The sequence below is a fragment of the Streptomyces albus subsp. albus genome (assembly GCF_000725885.1).
In the GTDB taxonomy this organism is placed as follows: Bacteria; Actinomycetota; Actinomycetes; order Streptomycetales; family Streptomycetaceae; genus Streptomyces; species Streptomyces albus.
The window spans coordinates 43,274-61,055 of the sequence record NZ_JODR01000030.1 but is presented as its reverse complement, the minus strand read 5'-3'; the positions used below and the strand labels follow the sequence as shown (position 1 = coordinate 61,055).

Below are 17,782 nucleotides of genomic sequence, written 5' to 3'. Positions count from 1 at the left end.
GGGGCGGTGACGTATCCGCCCGCCCCGGACGGTCTTCCCTGTCCGGCCTCACCACGCCACCGCAACCGGATCCCCTTCCCGTCACCGCAACGGAGGCACGTGTGACCAGCAGCCCGCCGCAGGCCGTCATGGCCAACCCCAACACGCTCTCCGACCGCGAGGCCATGGGCCTGGCCGACTCGTTCGCCGCGCGCACCCCCGCCTGGCTGCTGCGCAGCGACCGCGACCTGCTCGCCGCCGAACCGGACGAACTCGTCCGGATCGCCGAGGACGTCAAGCAGGAGTTCTCCCGCCGCCACGCGGCCGGGACCGTGCTGGGCCTCGTCGGTGACCCGCGCGTACGCGTCTACGACCCGCCGATGGCGGAGGTGCCGGCGGCCCGGGTCTCCCTCGGCCTGGCGCCCGACGAGGTGGACGCGGTCGTCGAGCTGTGGCGGCACGCCGGTGTGGAACGCGAGTGGATCGCCAAGGAATGCCCCGTCCACGAAGCCGACCTCGCCGCCTTCCGCATCGCGCTGCACCCGGTCACGAACGCCGAGTACCGCACGTTCCTGGAGGAGACCGGGAACACCTGGCTGCCCACGTCCTGGCGGTTCGGCGTCTACCCCGTCCATCTCGCCAACCACCCGGTGTGGACCGTGCCCGCCGAGGCCGCGGACGCCTACGCCGCCTGGCTCGCCGCCACCACGGGCCGCCCCTTCCGGCTGCCGGCCGAGGCCGAATGGGAGTACGCCGCCACGGGCGGGGACGGGCGCGCCTACCCCTGGGGCGAATCCTTCAGGCCGCAGTGCGCCAACACCGTGGAGAACGGCCCGCTGAGCACGGTGCCGATCGGCGTCCACCCCGCCGGGCGGTCCCCGTTCGGGGTGCACGACATGGCCGGCAACGTCGAGGAGTACGTCGCCGACGACTACCGCCCCTACCCGGGCGGTGAGCACGTCGCGGACGACCTCGTGCGCACCCGGGGCAGCTACCGGGTGGCCAGAGGCGGCAGCTTCACCCGGTTCGGCGACCTCGCGCGCTGCCGGCGCCGGCACGGCTGGTACGCACGCGACATCTACGCCATGGGATTCCGGCTCGCGGAGACCGTATGAGCTCCCCCGGACAGCGGCCCGGATCCGCGTCGCCCGCCGAACTGCACGCCATGCGCCGGGCGGCCCGCCTCGCCGCCACCGCGCTGGGCAGCACCAGCCCCAACCCCGTCGTCGGCTGCGTACTGCTCGGCGAGGACGGCGCCCCCGTCGCAGAGGGCCACCACCTGGGCGCAGGACACCCCCACGCCGAGGTCGAGGCGCTCAAGGCCGCCGGCCCGTCGGCGCGCGGCGCCACCGCGGTCGTCACCCTGGAGCCCTGCGCCCACCAGGGACGCACGGGCCCCTGCGCCGACGCCCTGCTGGAGGCGGGAGTGACCCGCGTCGTCTACGCCGTGGACGACCCCACCCCCGAGGGCACGGGTGGCGCCGAACGGTTACGGCGCGCCGGGGTACAGGTGGCCGGCGGGGTGCTGCGGGAGCTGGGCGAGCACGTCAACGAACTGTGGCTGACGGCCGTCAGACGCCGAAGGCCCTGCGTCACCTGGAAGTTCGGCAGCACGCTGGACGGGCGGACAGCGGCTGCCGACGGCAGTTCCCGCTGGATAACCGGCGCCGCGGCCCGGCAGGACGCGCACGAGCTGCGGGCCGCCCACGACGCGGTCCTCGTCGGAACCGGAACGCTGCGCGCCGACGATCCCCACCTCGGCCTGCGCCACGACGTGCCGGGCACCCCGCCGCTGCGCGTGGTCGTCGACCGCACCGGCGGCATCGACCCCGGGGCACGCGTACTGGACGACGCCGCACCGACCCTCCTCGTCGTGGCCGAGGACGCCCACCGGCCCCGACTGCCGCACGGCCACGAGGTGCTGGCGCTCCCCGCCGACGGGCACGGGATCGACGTGGCGGCGCTGCTGGACGAGCTGTACCGCAGAGGGCTGCGCTCGGTCCTGCTGGAGGGCGGCGCCCGGCTGGCGAGCGCGTTCGTCGCACGGGGACTGCTGGACCGGGTGGTCGCCTATCTGGCACCCATGCTGCTGGGCTCGCGGGGCCGCCCCGTGCTGGAGGACTTCGGGGTCAAGAACCTCGCGGAAGGCCGGCGGTTCGAGACGGGGGAGGTGCGCAGGGTCGGCGAGGACATACGCCTGGTGCTGCGCGCGCCGCACGGCCCGGCGGCGGGCCCCCGGTGAGCGGCCGGCCGGCGGACCGCCGGACCCGGCCCAGGATCGCGGTCGTCTACCACAGCCGCAGGGGCACGATGTGCCGCCTCGCCGCGGCTGCCGCCGAGGGCGCGGGGCGGGCCGGGGCGACGGTACGGCTGCTGCGGGTCGCCGACACCATGGAGGACCCTTTCCGGCCGGGACCGACGCTACCGGCCGAACCCTCGCACCCGGTCGCCGCGCCCGAGGACGTGCTGTGGGCCGACGGGCTCGTGCTGGCGACCCCCACCTACTTCGGGAACGTCTCCGCCCCCTTCAAGGCGTTCCTGGACTCCACGGCCCGGCTGTGGGCGAAAGGCATGCTGACCGACCGGGTGGTGACCGGCATGACCTCCGCCGAATGCTCCTACGGAGGCCGTGAGGCCACTTTGCTGAGCCTGTACCAGACCGCCTACCACTGGGGTTCGTGGGTGCTGGGTGCCGAACCGGCGGACGACGACCGCCCGGGCACCGGCCGCAACCCGTACGGTCTGTCCGCGGCCTACCGGCGGGGCAGCCCGCCCGGGCCCGCCGAACTGGGGAACGCCCGGGCGCTCGGGCACAGACTCGCGAGGATCACGGGCAGACCCACGCCCGTCCTCCCCTCCGTCATGGCCCGGCCGACGCGGGTGACGGTCGTCCACCACGCGGCAGGAACCGCCGTGCGGACCCTCGCCCAGGAGTGCGCCGCCGGGGCCCGGGACACCGGAGCACAGGTGCGGCTCCGCCGGGTGCCCGACCCGTCCGCCGGCGGCCCGCCGGCGGACGGCGCACAGAACGGGCAGCGGCACCGGGAAAGAGGCACAGCGGGCTGGGGCGCTCCCAGACCGCCGGTGGTCACCACCGAGGACCTCGCATGGGCGGACGCCGTCATCTTCGGCGCCCCCTCCCGGCTGGGCACGCTCTCGGCACCGCTGCTGGCCCACGCACAGTCACTCGCCCGGACCGGTGCGGGCCGGCCGCTGTGGGGCAAGGCCGCGAGCGCGTTCACCGTCACACCGCACCCGCACGCCGGGAGCGAGTCCGCGCTGCTGGCGTTCCACCACGTCCTCTTCCACTGCGGCGCCGTCGTCGTTCCGCCCGGCTACACGGACCCCGCCTCCTTCGCGGCGGGCGGCAACCCCTACGGCGTCGCCCACCCCCTCTCCGCGGGGGAGCGCCCGTCACCGGAGGCGCTGCTCGCGGTACGGCACCAGGGCCGGCGGACAGCCCTGGCCGGGGACCGGCTGCGGCGCACCGTCCCGGACATCGGGCCGACGAGCCCGCTGCCGGCCCGCACCCCCGCGGCACCGGCCGGCGCAGGCCGCACGAGCGGACCGCACACGACAACGACGTCCCTGGAAGGACGGTGACATGGCCCGGCAACAGTACGACGACATCGGGGAGACCTACGAGGGCGTCAAGACCCTCCCGCTGGCCCGGTACGTGGAGATCCCCGGTTTCACCGGCATGCTGGGGCGGCTCGGCGGCCGGTCGGTGCTGGACCTGGCATGCGGCACCGGTTTCTACACGCGCCAGGCCAGACGGCTGGGCGCCGGGGACGTGCTCGGCGTCGACATCTCCCGCGAGATGGTGACCGCCGCCCGCGCCATCGAGGAACGCGAACCGCTGGGCATCCGGTACGACGTTCTGGACGCCGGTGCCCTCCCCGAGCCGGAACGGCCCTTCGACGTCGCGACCGCCGTGTACCTCCTCAACTACGCCGACGACGAGGAGACCCTCGCCCGGATGTGCCACGGCATCCACCGGTCTCTGGCGCCCGGCGGCGAACTCCTCGCCCTCACCCAGAACCCCGACTTCCGCTTCGACGGTCCGGACACGGCCAAGTACGGCTTCACCTACACACCGTGCGGGACCACCCCCGTCGGCCCGCGCGTCCACATCGAGGCGCTCCTCGACCCGCCCGTCGCCTTCGACACCAACTACCCGCTGCGCCCCGTCTACGAACGGTGCCTCAAAGCGGCCGGTTTCGACGAGGTGACCTGGGTGCCGCTCCAGGTGCCCGCGCCCGCGGCGCACCCGTTCGGCGCCGGCTTCTGGGACGACTTCGCCGCCAACCCACCGCTGATCATGCTGCGTTGCCGCAAGTGAACGTCACGCCACGGCGCGGGCTGCCCCACCCCGGGCGGTCCGCGCCCTCGTGCGTTCGACGAAGCCGCTGGGCGCGGCCTCGACCGTGGTGGTCGAGGCCGGGCGGCGGCTGAGCGAACGAAAGGTGCTCCCGCTGTCCGCCCCGGCCTCCGCCGCCGGTGCGTGATGGCACACAGGGGTGCACGGTCCGGGGCACCAGCTCGTGGCGTTCGGGCTGCCGCAGCGTCAGGGTGAGCATGCGCTGCGAGATGCCCGTGACCGCACTGTGCGGTTCACTGAGCTGCCGCCGACTTGAAGTCGCAGGCCAAAAAAGCTGGTGTGCCGGCCTGTAGGGGTACGCACGCTGGTGCCTGCGAATCGGTTCTCCCGGTGGCGTGAGGCGGCCATATTCGGTAGCGGACGGCGCCGATGCGCACCACGATGCGGCCATGGACTCAGGCGAGCGCGACAACGAAGCGGCAGTGACACGGTGGACCCCGTCCACCGTCTACCCCGACATGTGGGTCGATCCGGATGACGACCCGCGCGAGACGGACGTCGAGACGGTCGACGAGCTGGGCTCTCTGCGGGAGAGTCTGCGCTACTTCCGCCTGACCATCGAGATGAAGTGTGCGGGCCTGGACGCCGAGCAGATGGCCCGGCGCTCCGTACCGCCGTCCACGATGTCCCTGCTCGGGCTGGTACGGCACATGGCCGAGGACGAACGGCACTTCCGCCGGATGGCCGGCGAGGACTCGCCCAGGATCTACCGCACACCCGAAGACCGTGACGGCGACTGGAACGGAGCGGTCGCCGACCCGGCGGTCGTGGAGGATGCCTGGCGGCGGTGGCGGGCCGAGAGCGAGGTGACCGACCGTTTCATCGCCGGCTTCGCCGACCTCGGCACGCGGACCGGGGAGGCGCCGCTGCGCGAGATCCTGGTGGCGCAGATCGCTGAGTACGCGCGACACTGCGGCCACGCCGACCTCCATCGCGAGCGGATCGACGGCAGAGTGGGCCAGTGATCGCACCCGTCGTACGGATACGGGAGAGGCCGGCCACCTCGGCGGGTGTCTCGGGGAGCCTGGCCCCTGTGCCGGCGAGGCGTCGGGCACTGTGCGGCTCTCCATGGCCGTGCCGGGTGAGGGGGAGCTGACCGTCCGTTGCTTGTCCGCTGCACCCGGCAGGTCCTCTGCCGGCCGGGTGCATGCTGGAGCCCGAGCTGCTGGAACGGATCACCACGCGCCGTGCGGAACTGGGCGGCTCGGAACAACTGGCCAAGCGGTTGGCCGATGCGGGCCGAGTGGGACGAACCGGCCGTCGCCGAACGTGCCTTTGACCGGGTGAGAGCGGGAGACCTCCGTGAGCGCCGCCCCTGAACCCCTGGTGCTGCGAGCCATGAGGCCGTGAGCCCCGTCAGGGTGCGGGTCGCCTGTCGGTGCGGGGAGGCGGGCGGAGGCGGCACCCGGTCGTCGTTTTCCCGTCGCCGCAAGCCTTCCCTGTGTTCACGGCAGGGGCTCAGAATGACCGCTGGTGTCGCAGCCGGTCAGTGGTCCGCCCGGTGCGGGAGGGCATTCCCGCACGAGGCGGCCGGGGCGGCGGTCGTTCGGGAAGCCGGGGAAGGGCGGGACGGGATGAGAAGGCGGAAGAAGACGACCGTACGGGACGAGGCGCCCCGGCGGAGGGCCGGCGCACGGGCCACCGCGCTCGCGGGCACCGCCCTGGTGACCGCACTGCTGGGGTCGGCGCTGACACCGTGGACCGCGTCCGCCGCCGGGGCGGTTGCCCAGGGCGGGGCGACGGCCCGCGGCGGGGAACGGCTGCCGGCCGTCGTCGACGGCGGGGCGTGGGACTCGGGACACATCCAGGGCATGGCGCTGGACCGCAAGCGCGGCTACATGTACTTCTCCTTCACCAATCTCCTGGTCAAGACGGATCTGCGCGGCAACCCGGTCGGCTCCGTCACCGGATTCACCGGCCACCTGGGCGATCTCGACTTCAACGAACGGGACGGCAGGATCTACGGCTCCCTGGAGTACAAGGACGCCGAGTCCTTCTACATCGCGGTCTTCGACGCCGACCGCATCGACCGCATGGGCATCGACGCCCAGACCAGCGACATCGTCTCGACGGTCTACCTCAAGGAGGTCGTCGAGGACTACACCGCCGACATGGACGGCAACGGCGTCTTCGACGGCGACACCGCCGACACACCTGACCACCGCTACGGGTGCAGCGGTATCGACGGCGTCGCCTTCGGACCCGACCTCGGCGCTCGCGGCGGACGCGAGCGCGACCCCCACCTGCTGACCGTCGCCTACGGCGTCTACGCCAACACCTCCCGCACCGACAACGACCACCAGGTGCTCCTCCAGTACGACGTGCGCCGGTGGACGAAGTACGAGCGTCCACTGAGCGAGTCGGCGCCGCACACCAGCGGCCCGGCACACCCCCGCGGCAAGTTCTTCGCGTACACCGGCAACACCACCTACGGCGTGCAGAACCTGGAGTACGACGCGGCCTCCCGCAACTGGCAACTGGCCGTGTACGAGGGGAAGAAGCCGGGCTTCCCCAACTACTCCCTCTTCACCGTCGACGGCACGAAGCCCGCCGTGCGCGGCCCGGTGCGCGGCCAGCCCCGCCCGGAGCGCGGCCGGCTGCTCACCCTCGCGCGGCAGGGCCTGTACGACCGGGCCACGGGCGTGCGCGGCTGGCGGGGCCCCGGCGAGTACGGCCTGGTCTCCCTGGGCGACGGGCGCTACTACGTGGCGGAGTCCGGCACCGTCAAGGAGAACGGCGTCACCAAGCAGACCGGCCGCGCCGTACTGCACCGCTGGACAGGGCGCACACCCGATCCGCTCAGCCCCGTGCGCGGGGCGACGCGCTAGCCGGCGGAGGGGCGCACGCCGGACGGCGCGGGGACGATAGCGGCGGCGTCACGGGCCGATGAGCGTCTCGGTGCGCCGGGTGCAGTGGTCACGCAGCCCGTCGACGAGCTCGTGGAGGGCGGTGCGGGCATAGTGGACGGCGTCCCAGCCCGCGTACAGCGGGACGGTCAGCGGGCCGTCCGGCGTGCGCACGATCAGTTCCGTCAGGCCGAAGCGCGAGTCGTCCGTCACCAGGCACACTCCCCGGCCCCGCGCGGCGAGGGCCTGCGCGAAGGCCGAGGAACCGGTCTCGGTGACGCCGGCCGGGGTGAGTCCCGCCCGGCTGACCGCCTCGTCGACGACCGTACGGGCCGCGTTGGAGCGGGTCATCAGGATCAGCGGCTCGGTGACGAGTTCGGCCAGCGTGACCTCGCAGCGACCGCCCCAGGGATGGTCGGCCGGGACCTGGGCGAGCACCGGGACGAGTCCCAGGAACGCCGACTCCAGCGGCAGCGGCGGCGGTGTGGTGGAGACGCCGAGGTCGGCGTCGCTGTGCATGAGGGTGTCGAACACCTTGCTCGGCTCCGCCTGGATGGTGTCGTGGAGTGTGGGCCCGGCGGCGCCGCCGGACGCCATGAACGGCGCCAGCAGACAGGCCACCGTGGCCGGGGCGGCGACGACGGTGAACGCCGCCTCCGCGCCGCGCCCGGCGGCGGCCATCGTCTCGGCGGCCTGTTCGGCGCGGCGCAGCAGGTCCTCGGCGATGGGCAGGAAGCGGCGTCCGGCGGCGTTGAGGGTCAGCGCGCCGGGACGGCGCGTGAACAGCGGCACGCCCAAGTCCTTCTCCAGCGCGCTCAGTTGCCGGGAGAGGGACGGCTGGGCGATGTGGACGCGGCGGGACGCGGCGGTGACCGAGCCGGTCTCGGCGACGGCGAGAAAGTAGCGCAGTACCCGCAGTTCCACCGCGGTCTCCCCTCCGTGTCATGCCCCAAAGGCATGGGTGCTTTAGCAATCAAGTATTAGACGGTATGGGTGGCGCGGAACAAACTGAGCCTGTCCAGCTCACCGCCCCGCACGCTCGGCCGAGACTCCCGACCGGTCTCCGCACCGTCCGGACTCCTCCACGGGGCGCCGCTCCGCCGGAGGCTCCATGAACGTCCCCCGGCCCGCTCCCGACGGGCCCTCCGTGAACGTCCCGCGACCCGTCCCCGACGGGCCCCCTTCGCAGCAGGCACGCAGGGCCGGCCTGGCCTCGTTCGTCGGCACCACCATCGAGTGGTACGACTTCTACATCTACGGAACGGCGTCCGCGCTGGTCTTCGGCAAGCTCTTCTTCCCCGACGTGTCACCCGCCGCGGGCGTGCTCGCCTCCTTCGCGACCTTCTGGGTCGGCTTCCTGGCCCGGCCGCTCGGCGGGATCGTCTTCGGCCACTTCGGCGACCGGATGGGCCGCAAGGGCACCCTGGTCACCACCCTGCTGATGATGGGCATCGCCACCTTCCTCGTCGGCGTGCTGCCCACCCACGCGCAGATCGGGTTCGCCGCACCACTGCTGCTGGCCCTGCTGCGCGCCGTACAGGGTGTCGCCGTCGGCGGCGAATGGGGCGGCGCCGTGCTGATGGCGTCCGAGAGCGCCCCCAAGGGGCGGGGCTCCCTGTTCGCGATGCTGGTGCAGCAGGGCTCGCCCGCCGGGGCGATCCTGGCCACGCTGGTCTTCCTGGCCGCGGGCGGCCTCGACGACGCGGCGTTCACCTCCTGGGGCTGGCGGGTGCCGTTCCTGCTGTCGGGGCTGCTGGTCGTGGTCGGCCTGCTGATCCGGCTGAAGGTCGAGGAGTCCGACGACTTCGAGCGGGTCAAGCGCGGCGGCGAGGTGGTGAAGCTCCCCGTCGCCGAGGTGCTGCGCACCGCGTGGCGGACCGTGCTGCTCGGCATCGGCGCCTCCGTCATGGGCATCTCCTCCGCCTACTTCACCAACACCTTCCTGCTCTCCTGGACCACCAACGAACTGCACATGGACCGCCAGACGATGCTGTACGTGCTGCTGGGCGTCTCCGCGGTGCAGTTCCTGTGGCAACCCGCCGCCGCCCTGCTCTCCGAACGGGTCGGCGAGACCCGGTTCATGGTGTGCTCCCTGCTGGCCAACGTCGTCGTCGCCGTCCCCATGTTCCTGCTCGTGAACACCGCGCAGCCGCTCCTCGTCCTCTGCGGCACGGCACTGGCCGTCGTCAGCGGCTCCGGGTACTACGCCGTCCTCGCCGGGTTCCTCGCCCGGGCCTTCCCCTCCCGGGTCCGGTACACCGGCATCTCGCTCTCCTACCAGCTGTGTTCGACCCTCATCGGCGGAACCACGCCCCTCGTCGCCCAGGCACTGCTGACGGCGGGCGGCGGGTCCGTATGGCCCGTGACCGGCTTCTACGTCGCCCTGCTGCTGACCACGGCGGCCTGCGTCGCCGGGCTCGCCGGACTCACCCGCGGGCACGCCCCCGAACAGCGCCCCGCACCGGCGGCCGTCTGACGTCCACCGACCCCGACCCCTGGAGTTGACCCTCATGCGTCTCGACGCCCTGTTCCACAACGGACGCTTCACCACCCTCGACCCGGACCGCCCCACCGCCCGTGCCCTCGGCGTCCTCGGCGGCCGGATCGCCGGAGTGGACGACGAGGTGGCCGGCTGCACCGCGGACACCGTCGTCGACCTCGGCGGTGCCCCCGCCGTACCCGGCTTCAACGACGCGCACCACCACCTCAGCCTCGTCGGCAAAGGACTGCGCGAGCTGGACTGCTCCTACGAGAGCGCGCCCGGCCTCGACGCGCTCTACCGGGCGGTGGCCGAGCGGGCCTCGGCACTGCCGCCCGACGCCTGGGTGCTCGGCGCCGGCTACGACCAGAACAAGATCGGCGCCCACCCGACCGCCGAGGCGCTCGACCGGGCCGCACAGGGCCGCCCCGTCTGGCTCGTGCACACCTCGCACCACATGGCCGTGGCGAGCACCGCCGCCTTCGAGAGGGCGGGCTTCACCGGCCGCAGGGACGTACCTGACGTGCCCGGCGGCCACGTCGTGCGCGAGGCGGACGGCCGCGCCGAGGGCCTGCTCCAGGAGACCGCGATGCACCTCGTCGAGCAGGTGCTCCGCCCCGAACCCGTCGACGAGTGGACCGCCAACATCGCCGCCGGGGCGCGGGCCGCCCTCGAAGCCGGCCTGACCAGCGTGACCGAACCCGGAATCGGCGTCACCGACGGCATCGGCAACGGACCCGCCGACCTCGACGCCTACCAGCGGGTGCGCGAACGCGGCCTGCTCGGCGTCCGCATGACCGTCATGCCGTACATCACCGCGCTGCACGACTGCGGCCTCCTGGAGCAGGGCACCACCTGGTACGGCCTCGACCTCGGCCTGCGGACCGGCTTCGGCGACGAATGGCTGCGCATCGGTCCGGCGAAGATGATGGCGGACGGCTCCCTGATCGGCCGCTCCGCCGCCATGTGCTGCGACTACCACGACACCCCCGGCAACAGCGGACTGCTGCAGTACGAGCGCGAGCAGATCCGCCGCTACATCGTGGAGGCGCACCGCTGCGGCTGGCAGGTCGCCACGCACGCCATCGGGGACGCCGCCTTGGACGTCGTCCTGGACGCCTACGAGGAAGCACAGCGCCGCCACCCGCGCACCGATGTGCGCCACCGCGTCGAGCACGCGGCCGTCACCAGCGAGGCGCAGGTCGCCCGGATCGCGGAACTCGGCCTGATCCCCGTACCGCAGGGCCGGTTCCTCTCGGAGATCGGCGACGGACTGCTCAGCGCGCTGGGCCCCGACCGCAGCGAGCGCGCCTACCGTATGCGCGCCTTCCTCGACGCGGGCGTCGTGCTGCCCGGCTCCTCGGACGCCCCCGTGGTCGCCTCCCATCCGCTGCTGAGCATCCACGACATGGTGAACCGGCGCACCGCGTCGGGCGCGCCGATCGCGCCGCACGAAGCGGTCACGGCACGGGAGGCGCTGTACGCCTACACCGTCGGCTCGGCCCACGCCGTCCACGAGGAGCACCGCAAGGGCATCCTCCGCCGGGGCATGCTCGCGGACTTCACGGTCCTCAGCGACGATCTGCTGGCCGTCGCCCCCGGACGCATCGGCGAGCTGACGGTGGGCGCGACCGTCGTCGGCGGCCGGGTCGCCCACGACACGGGAGCGCTGACGTTCTCCTGACGTCGTCCGGAGCGGAGTTCGGCCCGGAGCCGCCCGGCACGTGAGGCTCACGGCGACCGGGCGGCACCCGCGTCATGCGCCGGCCCCGGCCCGGTCGGGGCCGGCCGGCTCACCGTGGCGCTCCCACGGCCGGGCGAGAGTGACCAGCGCCAGCGCGGCGAGGAGGGCGCAGCCCGCCACCACGAGGGCCGTCGACATGGCGGTCGTGCCGCCCAGGGCGCCGGGCAGGGGTGCCGCCGCGGCGCCCAGCACGAACTGGGCGCCGCCCAGCAGACCGGAAGCGGCTCCGGGCGCTTGCCCGCCGATCGCGAGGACGAGGGTGGTCGAGGCGGGCAGCAGCAGGCCGAAGCCGAAGGTCAGACCGAACAGGCAGGCCCAGGTGGTGGGAAAGGTGCTGATGCCGGCGGCGAGCAGCGCCACCAGCGCCAGCAGGGCACCCACCGTGACGGCCACGCCGGCCGTGAGCAGCGCGTTCAGGGACACCCGTCCGGCCCAGCGGCCGAAGAGCACCCCGGCCAGCACCGTGCCGACGGCGTTCACGGCGAAGACGAGGCCGTAGCCGGTGGGGGAGAGGCCGTAGACGGTCTGGAAGACGAACGGCGACCCGCTGATGTAGGCGAACAGCGCACCCAGCCCGCATCCCATCACGAGGAGGTGGCCGGCCAGTTCGCGTCGGCGCAGCAGCCCGCCCATCGCCGCGAACACGGCCCGCACACCCCCTGGCCGGCGCCGCTCGGCGGGGAGCGACTCGGGCACCCAGGCCCACACCGCGGCCAGCAGCACCAGCCCGGAGGCGGCCAGCACCACGAACACCAGCCGCCACGAGCCGAACCCGAGCACCACGCCCCCGGCCACCGGCGCGAGCACCGGCGCGGTCGATCCGATCACGCTGAGCGTGGCGAGCTGCCGGGCCGCGTGGGCCCCGCTGAACCGGTCACTGATGACCGCCCTCCCGATGACGATCCCCGCACTGCCGGCGGCTCCCTGCAACAGCCGCGCGATGTCGAACACGACGACGGACGGGGCCAGCGCACAGACCAGGGACAGTACGGCGAACAGCCCGCAGCCGGCCAGCAGCAGACGCCGCCGCCCCCTCGCGTCACTGACCGGGCCCAGCACCAGTTGCCCGGCGGCGAGCCCGGCCAGGCAGGCCGTCAAGGAGAGCTGGACGGCCGTCCCCGAAGTGCCGAACGAGGCGGCGATACGCGGGAAGCCGGGCGCGTACATGTCGATGGCGAACGGCGACACCGCGCAGAGTCCGCCGAGTGTGAGGACGAGGCGCCCCGCGCCGGTCGGCCGGGGCGGGGTGTCGGTGCCGGGATGCATCGGTCTTTCTCCGGATCGTCTGTCGGCGGCGGGTCAGGCCGCGGGCGCACCCGGACGCCGGGCCCCGGGCCCCTCGGGCGCCGGCGCGACAGCCGGTAAGACAGCCGGTACGACCGCGGTCCGCGCCACATCGTCCGGGGGAACGGCACGCCGCGGTGTGGAGGGCGGGGTCCGTCGATGTGGAGAGCGGTGCGCTTCCGGCAGGCGGCCGGCGTCAGGAGTGCGCCCGCCGGAACCGGGCGGGTGTCGTTCCCCGGTCGCGGCGGAAGGCGTAACCGAAGTTGCCGGGCGACGCGTACCCGACCTCGTGCGCGATCCGGGCCACCGTCCAGTCCGTCTCGGCGAGCAGCGCCGCCGCCCGGTCGAGGCACCGGCGCCGGTGGTACTCCTTCACGGACGTCCCGTACAGCGCGCGGAACCCCGAGGTGAGGCGGCGCACCGACATCGACGAGGCGCGGGCCAGGTCCGCCAGCGTCGGCGGTGCGTGACGCTGCCGCCACAGCAGTTCGGGCACCCGGCGCAACGCCGCCACCTCGTGCTCCGCAAGATCGAGGCCCCGGCCCCGCACGGGAGCTTCGGCGGCCCCCAGCCCCTCGGCGAGGGCGGACAGCGCCGCAACTATCCGCGACTCCAGGAACAGCAGCCGGCCCGGCGACGACCGCCGGTGCAGATAGATCTCCTCCATCGGCCCGGCCACCGGGCGCAGCGCGGCGGACCGCCCCAGATAGCGTGCGCAGGCGGTGTCCTCCGGCCCGGGGGCCGGGAGGGCGTCCGCGCCCAGACCGCCGAGGTAGGACTCCAGCCCGCTCCAGGTGCCGGTGACGGACACCGCCCGGTACCGCTCCCCGTCGCCGTACGCGACGACGCCGTCGGTCGCGCGCCGGGGACTGAGCGACACCGAGCGGGCGTGCAGATCGCCGTCACCCGCGTGGGTCTCGCTGATGCGCATCCGCCCGTCGAGGCAGTACTCCAGCTCGAAGTGGTCGTCGGGGAAGGCGTACCCGAGCCGGTGGCCGCCGGTGAACGCCACGTCGTAGCGGACGATGTGGAACCCGCTGCGCAGCGACGTGACCTCGATCGTGCCGTCCCCGACTTCCGGACGGAGCAGGTGTCGGACAGTGCCCCGGCTCTGCGTGTCCGTCCGGGCGATGGCCGCGTAGTACGCCGCGTACGCGGCATCCGAGACGGCGGTACCGGCCGCGCCGGCGAGCTGGTGAACGGGGATCACAACGATGCCAGATTACCGCCGCCCGGCCGCCCGGTTGACCGCTCCCGCGCCCGGCCCACGGGGGGCCGGTGAAGGCGTGAGGACCCATGGGGCTGCTGCCGGGCCGGGGGAGCCCGGACCGGTGCTGCGGACGCGTACACACGGCACGGCTCCGGCGGCACCGCGTCCGGACCGGGGCGGGCCGGGGCTCGTCTCGAACGCCGCATGAAAGTCGCTGGTGGGCCTCGTCTTCCAGCCCTACGTGGCGTGAGGATCAAGCCCGGTCACCGGGGGCCCGCCCGCAGCGGGAAGACCGGCAGTGGGCGGCCCCGGGGGGCGATTGTGGGCTCCGCGACCGCTCTTCGTCACCGCAGCGGACGCCCCGACGGTTGCCTAGTCGTCGGCGGCGACGATGAGAGCGAGCCGTCCGGCCGAGCGGTCGATGAGCACGAACTCGTGAAAGAACTCGTGCACACCTCCCCAGTCGTGGAGGGCCTCATCTCCGAGCTCGCCGAGGTAGTGGATGCCGTCAGCAGCGGCCAGGCGGGCGAAGACCTCCCGTCGGAGTTCCGCTTCCAACCCGGCGGGGACTTCCCCGCGCGGTCCCACCCACTCGCGCAGTATCTCCACGGCCTTCTCCTGGCTGACGGGTTCATAGAGATCGGCAGTGATGAGCCGTCGCCAGTACGGACCGTGCCGGGTTCCCTCCGGCATCACCCCTCCGCCCGCGTAGTCGTCCCGGAACTGCTCATGCCCGATCAGAGCGGCAAGCAGTTCTCGGTCACCCGCGGACTCCGCGGCCCGGGCGGAGAAGCGGAGCTGCTTGATGCTGACCCAGCGGTACCCGTGCTCCATCGCATCCGGGAGGTGATGCCGGAAGTTGATGAAGCCGCTCTCCTCGTGAGCGAGCACAGTGTCCATCGCGCCAGCCTAGGCAGTGTTGCCCGGATCAGTCTGTCGTTGCCCCGCCCAGGTGCCGGCGTCGACGACGACTTCGTCCGCACACCGCGGCTCGTGCGCCTTCTCGCGGCGCACAACGGTCACCAACTCGCCGGAGCGCCGCGGGCCCCGCCCGGTGGACGGGGCCGCCCGCGACGGCACCGTTGCCGCGCCGGGCGAAGCGGCACGGGAAGGGGGCGGGGGACGGGGGAGAGGGCTGTTACAGGCTCCGGACAATCTTCCGTGAACTCCCGCCGCCCGGAGCCCATCACACCTCCCGTAGACCCACTCGACAGGGGGGACGCCGGGCAGCGGCCCGGTGTTCGGGAAAGAGGAACCATGACCGCCAAGCTCCACCGCGCAGTCCGTTGCACCGCCGCCGTGCTGGCCGCCCTCGCGGTCGGCGCCGGTGCCACCGCCTGCGGCTCGTCCACCGATACGTCCTCCGCCAAGGCCGGCGCACACTCCCGCACAGCCGGGGAAGCCACCGGCAGCGCGCTCAAGGAGACCGCGGCGCAGGGCTCGCGGACCGATGCCGTCAACACCCTCTCGGCCGCCGCCACCAGCAAGCGCTGCCACACCGGTGAACTGCGCTACAGCTGGGGCCTGCCGCACGGGGGCCACCCGGACATGGACGCCACCAGCCAGCAGACCGCGGGCATCCGGCTCAAGAACGGCAGCGGGCGCACCTGCACCCTGCACGGCTTCCCCGGCGTCCGCCTCATCAGCAAGAGCGGCGAAGCCTGGGACCTGCGCCGCTCCTCGGACAAGCCCAGCACCGTCACCCTGCGGCCCGGCCAGAGCACCGCCATGGTCAGCCTGACGCTCCTGCCGACCGCCACGAACGACCCGGACACCAAGGCGTTCGTGCCGAGCAAGGTCCTGCTCACCCCGCCCGACGAGACCACCCACGTCACCCTCAAGTGGCCCTACGGCGGGGCCATCCTCGACCAGTCCGGCGCCACCCGCCCCGGCACCTTCGTCAGCCCCGTCGGCGTCGGCTGACCGGCCCGCGGCCGGCACATCGCCCGCGAGCGGCCCACCCCCGTCCGACAACCGGGCACCGTCCCCGGCCAGGCGCCGCCCCGGGACCGCCCCGGGCCACCGTCCCGAGCCCGGGCCGGGCCCCAGGACCCCCGCCCGTGCGTCGCACCCCCGTGGCGCACGGGCGGGCCCCTGCCGGTTGCCGGCCGGCTGCCCGTGGGTGGCCGCACCGGCAGGCAACGGAGGGCCCGCTGCCTGTGGCGGAGGCATACGTCTTCACTCTTTCCGGCGGTAGCGGTCCGCGTCCGCGTTTCGTGCGGCCGGTGTCGGAGCAGATTTCCCCATCCTCCGCACGCGTCCGCCGTCCCTGACAAGACCGGTGGCGGCGGCCGTGCCCTAGCCGGGCCAGGTGATGCCCCATGGCCGATCCGCACGAGATGCTCGGGCTCAACAAGGCTTACTGGGACGCCGCGGCTGCGGTGCACGGGAACGGACGCGACCAGACGTACGACCTGGCCGGGCTGCTGGCCGGGCGGGACACCCTGTCCGCCGCGGAGAACGCGGCTCTCCAGGAGGCGGCACCATCCGTCGAAGGGCTCGACGTACTGCATGTGCAGTGCCACATCGGGTTCGGGACGATCTCCCTGGCGCGGCGCGGGGCCATCGTGACGGGCGTCGATCTTTCCCCCGCCTCCCTCGACAAAGCACGCGACCTCGCCGGTCGTTGCGGGGTGTGTCCCACGTTCGTCGAGGCCGACGCCAACTCGCTGCCGCCGCGGTTGTGGGGAAGCTTCGATCTCGCCTTCGCCTCCCTCGGGGTCGTCTACTTCACGGACGAACCCGCCCGGTGGATGAGCTCGGTCGCACGCTGTCTGCGTCCGGGAGGCCATCTCGTCCTCGTCGAATTCCACCCCCTGCCGGGGATGTTCGCCGTGCACGAGCCCGCCAGCGCCTGGTGCGCCTACGACGACGCGGGCCCGCATGTGTGGGACGGACAGCTGGCCGCCTACGCGCAAGCCGAGGAGGGCCCGGCGACCGGCAGCGTGATGACCTACCGGCACACCGTGGGAGCTGTCGCGACCGGTGCCGTGCGGGCCGGACTGCGGCTGCTGTCCCTCACAGAGACGACCGAGAACGACTGCCCCGGCGAGCACGGCGGCACCCGGGAAACCGACGGAAAGTGGCGGACCCGCATCGGCGGCCGGCCGGTTCCCTCCTTCTTCAGCCTGGTGGCCCGCAAGGACGCCTGACGGCGTCCCGTCCCGGCCACCGCCCGGCCGACCGTTCTCAGGGTGGTGGTTTCCGCCAGATCACCGAGTACCGTCGCAGCACATGGCGGCGGTAGCGCATGCCCGGCAGGAGTTGCCGTGCCGTGGCGCGGATCTGGCCGTAGCTCAACTGCGGGTCGTGGACCGGCATTCCCTCCGGGGACTGTGCGCGGCGCACCAGTTTGGTGACCTTGACGACAGGTGCCGCCGCGATCCTGGCCGCCCAGTCGGTGCGGCTCGCATCACGGGCCAGGCCGACGACCACGAGGGTGCCGCCCGGCCGCAGCAGGGCGCGCATACGCAGGAGGGCTGCTTCGACGTCCATGTGGTGGAGGGCGGACACGGAGCAGATGAAGTCGTAGCCCGCGGCGGGGAGGCGGGCGGTCAGGAAATCGCCTTCCACGAAGGTGAGTCCGGGACGGGCGGCGGTATGCGCGCGGGCGCGGGCGATCATCTCGGGAGAGCTGTCGACCCCGGTGACGCGGCGGGCGGCTGCGGTCAGCTTCCGGGCCAGGAGTCCGTCACCGCAGCCCACGTCCAGTGCGTCGCCGCAGCCTCGGGGCACGGCCGCGAGAACGTCGCGGTGCCGGGCGACGTTGGTGTTCCAGTACGGCGTCAGGTCGTCCCTGGGCATGACGTCACCGTAGTGGGCGTGCCGGCCGTGCCACACGCCCGATCCTGTGGGAGGC

Annotated in this window: 15 protein-coding genes and 1 pseudogene; 10 read left to right on the top strand and 6 right to left on the bottom strand. The window is 73.4% G+C overall.

Annotated elements, in window-relative coordinates; all coding sequences use genetic code 11:
* The first annotated feature begins 101 nt into the window (after positions 1–101).
* Genes IO40_RS0128570 through IO40_RS0128555 form a run of 4 tightly spaced genes read left to right on the top strand, consistent with a single transcriptional unit; the run spans position 102 to position 4,321 of the window.
* Complete coding sequence (locus IO40_RS0128570) at positions 102–1,094, top strand: formylglycine-generating enzyme family protein (protein WP_016467258.1); 993 nt, start codon at positions 102–104, stop codon at positions 1,092–1,094.
* The gene (gene ribD / locus IO40_RS0128565; protein ID WP_016467257.1) at positions 1,091–2,221 is read left to right on the top strand and encodes a bifunctional diaminohydroxyphosphoribosylaminopyrimidine deaminase/5-amino-6-(5-phosphoribosylamino)uracil reductase RibD; all 1,131 of its coding nucleotides are present in this window, start codon (positions 1,091–1,093) and stop codon (positions 2,219–2,221) included. The genes IO40_RS0128570 and ribD overlap by 4 nt, the downstream gene beginning before the upstream one ends.
* Positions 2,218–3,582, top strand: coding sequence for a flavodoxin family protein (locus tag IO40_RS35065; protein ID WP_055496093.1), 1,365 nt, complete (start codon positions 2,218–2,220; stop codon positions 3,580–3,582). The genes ribD and IO40_RS35065 overlap by 4 nt, the downstream gene beginning before the upstream one ends.
* A gap of 1 nt (position 3,583) precedes the next feature.
* Entirely contained in the window at positions 3,584–4,321 is a 738-nt protein-coding gene (locus IO40_RS0128555) for a class I SAM-dependent methyltransferase (protein WP_016467255.1), read from the top strand.
* A gap of 160 nt (positions 4,322–4,481) precedes the next feature.
* Here IO40_RS0128555 and IO40_RS39135 read toward each other — a convergent pair.
* A pseudogene (locus tag IO40_RS39135) lies at positions 4,482–4,577 on the bottom strand (winged helix-turn-helix transcriptional regulator); the annotation flags it as partial.
* Positions 4,578–4,749: 172 nt separating this feature from the next.
* On the opposite strand from IO40_RS39135, the gene IO40_RS0128545 reads away from it, so the two are divergent.
* A complete protein-coding gene (locus IO40_RS0128545) occupies positions 4,750–5,325 on the top strand; it encodes a DinB family protein (protein WP_016467254.1) in 576 nt (191 codons plus the stop codon).
* A gap of 609 nt (positions 5,326–5,934) precedes the next feature.
* Positions 5,935–7,188 (top strand): hypothetical protein, encoded by a 1,254-nt coding sequence (locus tag IO40_RS0128540; protein WP_031176395.1) that lies wholly within the window; start codon positions 5,935–5,937, stop codon positions 7,186–7,188.
* A gap of 48 nt (positions 7,189–7,236) precedes the next feature.
* On the opposite strand, the gene IO40_RS0128535 is transcribed toward IO40_RS0128540, so the two are convergent.
* Entirely contained in the window at positions 7,237–8,130 is an 894-nt protein-coding gene (locus tag IO40_RS0128535; RefSeq protein WP_041969165.1) for a LysR family transcriptional regulator, read from the bottom strand.
* Between the two features lie 187 nt (positions 8,131–8,317).
* On the opposite strand from IO40_RS0128535, the gene IO40_RS0128530 reads away from it, so the two are divergent.
* The gene (locus tag IO40_RS0128530; RefSeq protein ID WP_016467251.1) at positions 8,318–9,682 is read left to right on the top strand and encodes an MFS transporter; all 1,365 of its coding nucleotides are present in this window, start codon (positions 8,318–8,320) and stop codon (positions 9,680–9,682) included.
* A gap of 34 nt (positions 9,683–9,716) precedes the next feature.
* Positions 9,717–11,369 (top strand): amidohydrolase, encoded by a 1,653-nt coding sequence (locus IO40_RS0128525; protein ID WP_016467250.1) that lies wholly within the window; start codon positions 9,717–9,719, stop codon positions 11,367–11,369.
* Positions 11,370–11,441: 72 nt separating this feature from the next.
* Here the strand turns inward: IO40_RS0128525 and IO40_RS0128520 are convergent, their stop codons facing one another.
* From IO40_RS0128520 to IO40_RS0128510, 3 genes are all read right to left on the bottom strand, one after another.
* Entirely contained in the window at positions 11,442–12,695 is a 1,254-nt protein-coding gene (locus IO40_RS0128520) for a multidrug effflux MFS transporter (protein ID WP_016467249.1), read from the bottom strand.
* A 214-nt stretch (positions 12,696–12,909) separates the two neighbouring features.
* Positions 12,910–13,923 (bottom strand): helix-turn-helix transcriptional regulator, encoded by a 1,014-nt coding sequence (locus IO40_RS0128515; RefSeq protein WP_031176391.1) that lies wholly within the window; start codon positions 13,921–13,923, stop codon positions 12,910–12,912.
* A gap of 372 nt (positions 13,924–14,295) precedes the next feature.
* Positions 14,296–14,823, bottom strand: a complete 528-nt coding sequence (locus IO40_RS0128510; protein WP_016467247.1) for a hypothetical protein — start codon at positions 14,821–14,823, stop codon at positions 14,296–14,298.
* 357 nt (positions 14,824–15,180) lie between these two features.
* Between IO40_RS0128510 and IO40_RS0128505 the strand changes: the two genes are divergently transcribed.
* Positions 15,181–15,846, top strand: coding sequence for a DUF4232 domain-containing protein (locus IO40_RS0128505; RefSeq protein WP_016467246.1), 666 nt, complete (start codon positions 15,181–15,183; stop codon positions 15,844–15,846).
* A 398-nt stretch (positions 15,847–16,244) separates the two neighbouring features.
* The gene (locus IO40_RS0128500; protein WP_016467245.1) at positions 16,245–17,075 is read left to right on the top strand and encodes a class I SAM-dependent methyltransferase; all 831 of its coding nucleotides are present in this window, start codon (positions 16,245–16,247) and stop codon (positions 17,073–17,075) included.
* Between the two features lie 37 nt (positions 17,076–17,112).
* Here the strand turns inward: IO40_RS0128500 and IO40_RS0128495 are convergent, their stop codons facing one another.
* Entirely contained in the window at positions 17,113–17,727 is a 615-nt protein-coding gene (locus tag IO40_RS0128495) for a class I SAM-dependent methyltransferase (RefSeq protein WP_031176390.1), read from the bottom strand.
* Between the last annotated feature and the right edge of the window lie 55 nt (positions 17,728–17,782).

Bases quoted from the DNA above. Each gene is read 5' to 3' on its own strand.
- ribD (WP_016467257.1), top strand. From the start codon at position 1,091: ATGAGCTCCCCCGGACAGCGGCCCGGATCCGCGTCGCCCGCCGAACTG.
- IO40_RS0128555 (WP_016467255.1), top strand. From the start codon at position 3,584: ATGGCCCGGCAACAGTACGACGACATCGGGGAGACCTACGAGGGCGTC.
- IO40_RS0128545 (WP_016467254.1), top strand. From the start codon at position 4,750: ATGGACTCAGGCGAGCGCGACAACGAAGCGGCAGTGACACGGTGGACC.
- IO40_RS0128540 (WP_031176395.1), top strand. From the start codon at position 5,935: ATGAGAAGGCGGAAGAAGACGACCGTACGGGACGAGGCGCCCCGGCGG.
- IO40_RS0128530 (WP_016467251.1), top strand. From the start codon at position 8,318: ATGAACGTCCCCCGGCCCGCTCCCGACGGGCCCTCCGTGAACGTCCCG.
- IO40_RS0128525 (WP_016467250.1), top strand. From the start codon at position 9,717: ATGCGTCTCGACGCCCTGTTCCACAACGGACGCTTCACCACCCTCGAC.
- IO40_RS0128520 (WP_016467249.1), bottom strand. From the start codon at position 12,695: ATGCATCCCGGCACCGACACCCCGCCCCGGCCGACCGGCGCGGGGCGC.
- IO40_RS0128510 (WP_016467247.1), bottom strand. From the start codon at position 14,823: ATGGACACTGTGCTCGCTCACGAGGAGAGCGGCTTCATCAACTTCCGG.
- IO40_RS0128505 (WP_016467246.1), top strand. From the start codon at position 15,181: ATGACCGCCAAGCTCCACCGCGCAGTCCGTTGCACCGCCGCCGTGCTG.
- IO40_RS0128500 (WP_016467245.1), top strand. From the start codon at position 16,245: ATGGCCGATCCGCACGAGATGCTCGGGCTCAACAAGGCTTACTGGGAC.
- IO40_RS0128495 (WP_031176390.1), bottom strand. From the start codon at position 17,727: ATGCCCAGGGACGACCTGACGCCGTACTGGAACACCAACGTCGCCCGG.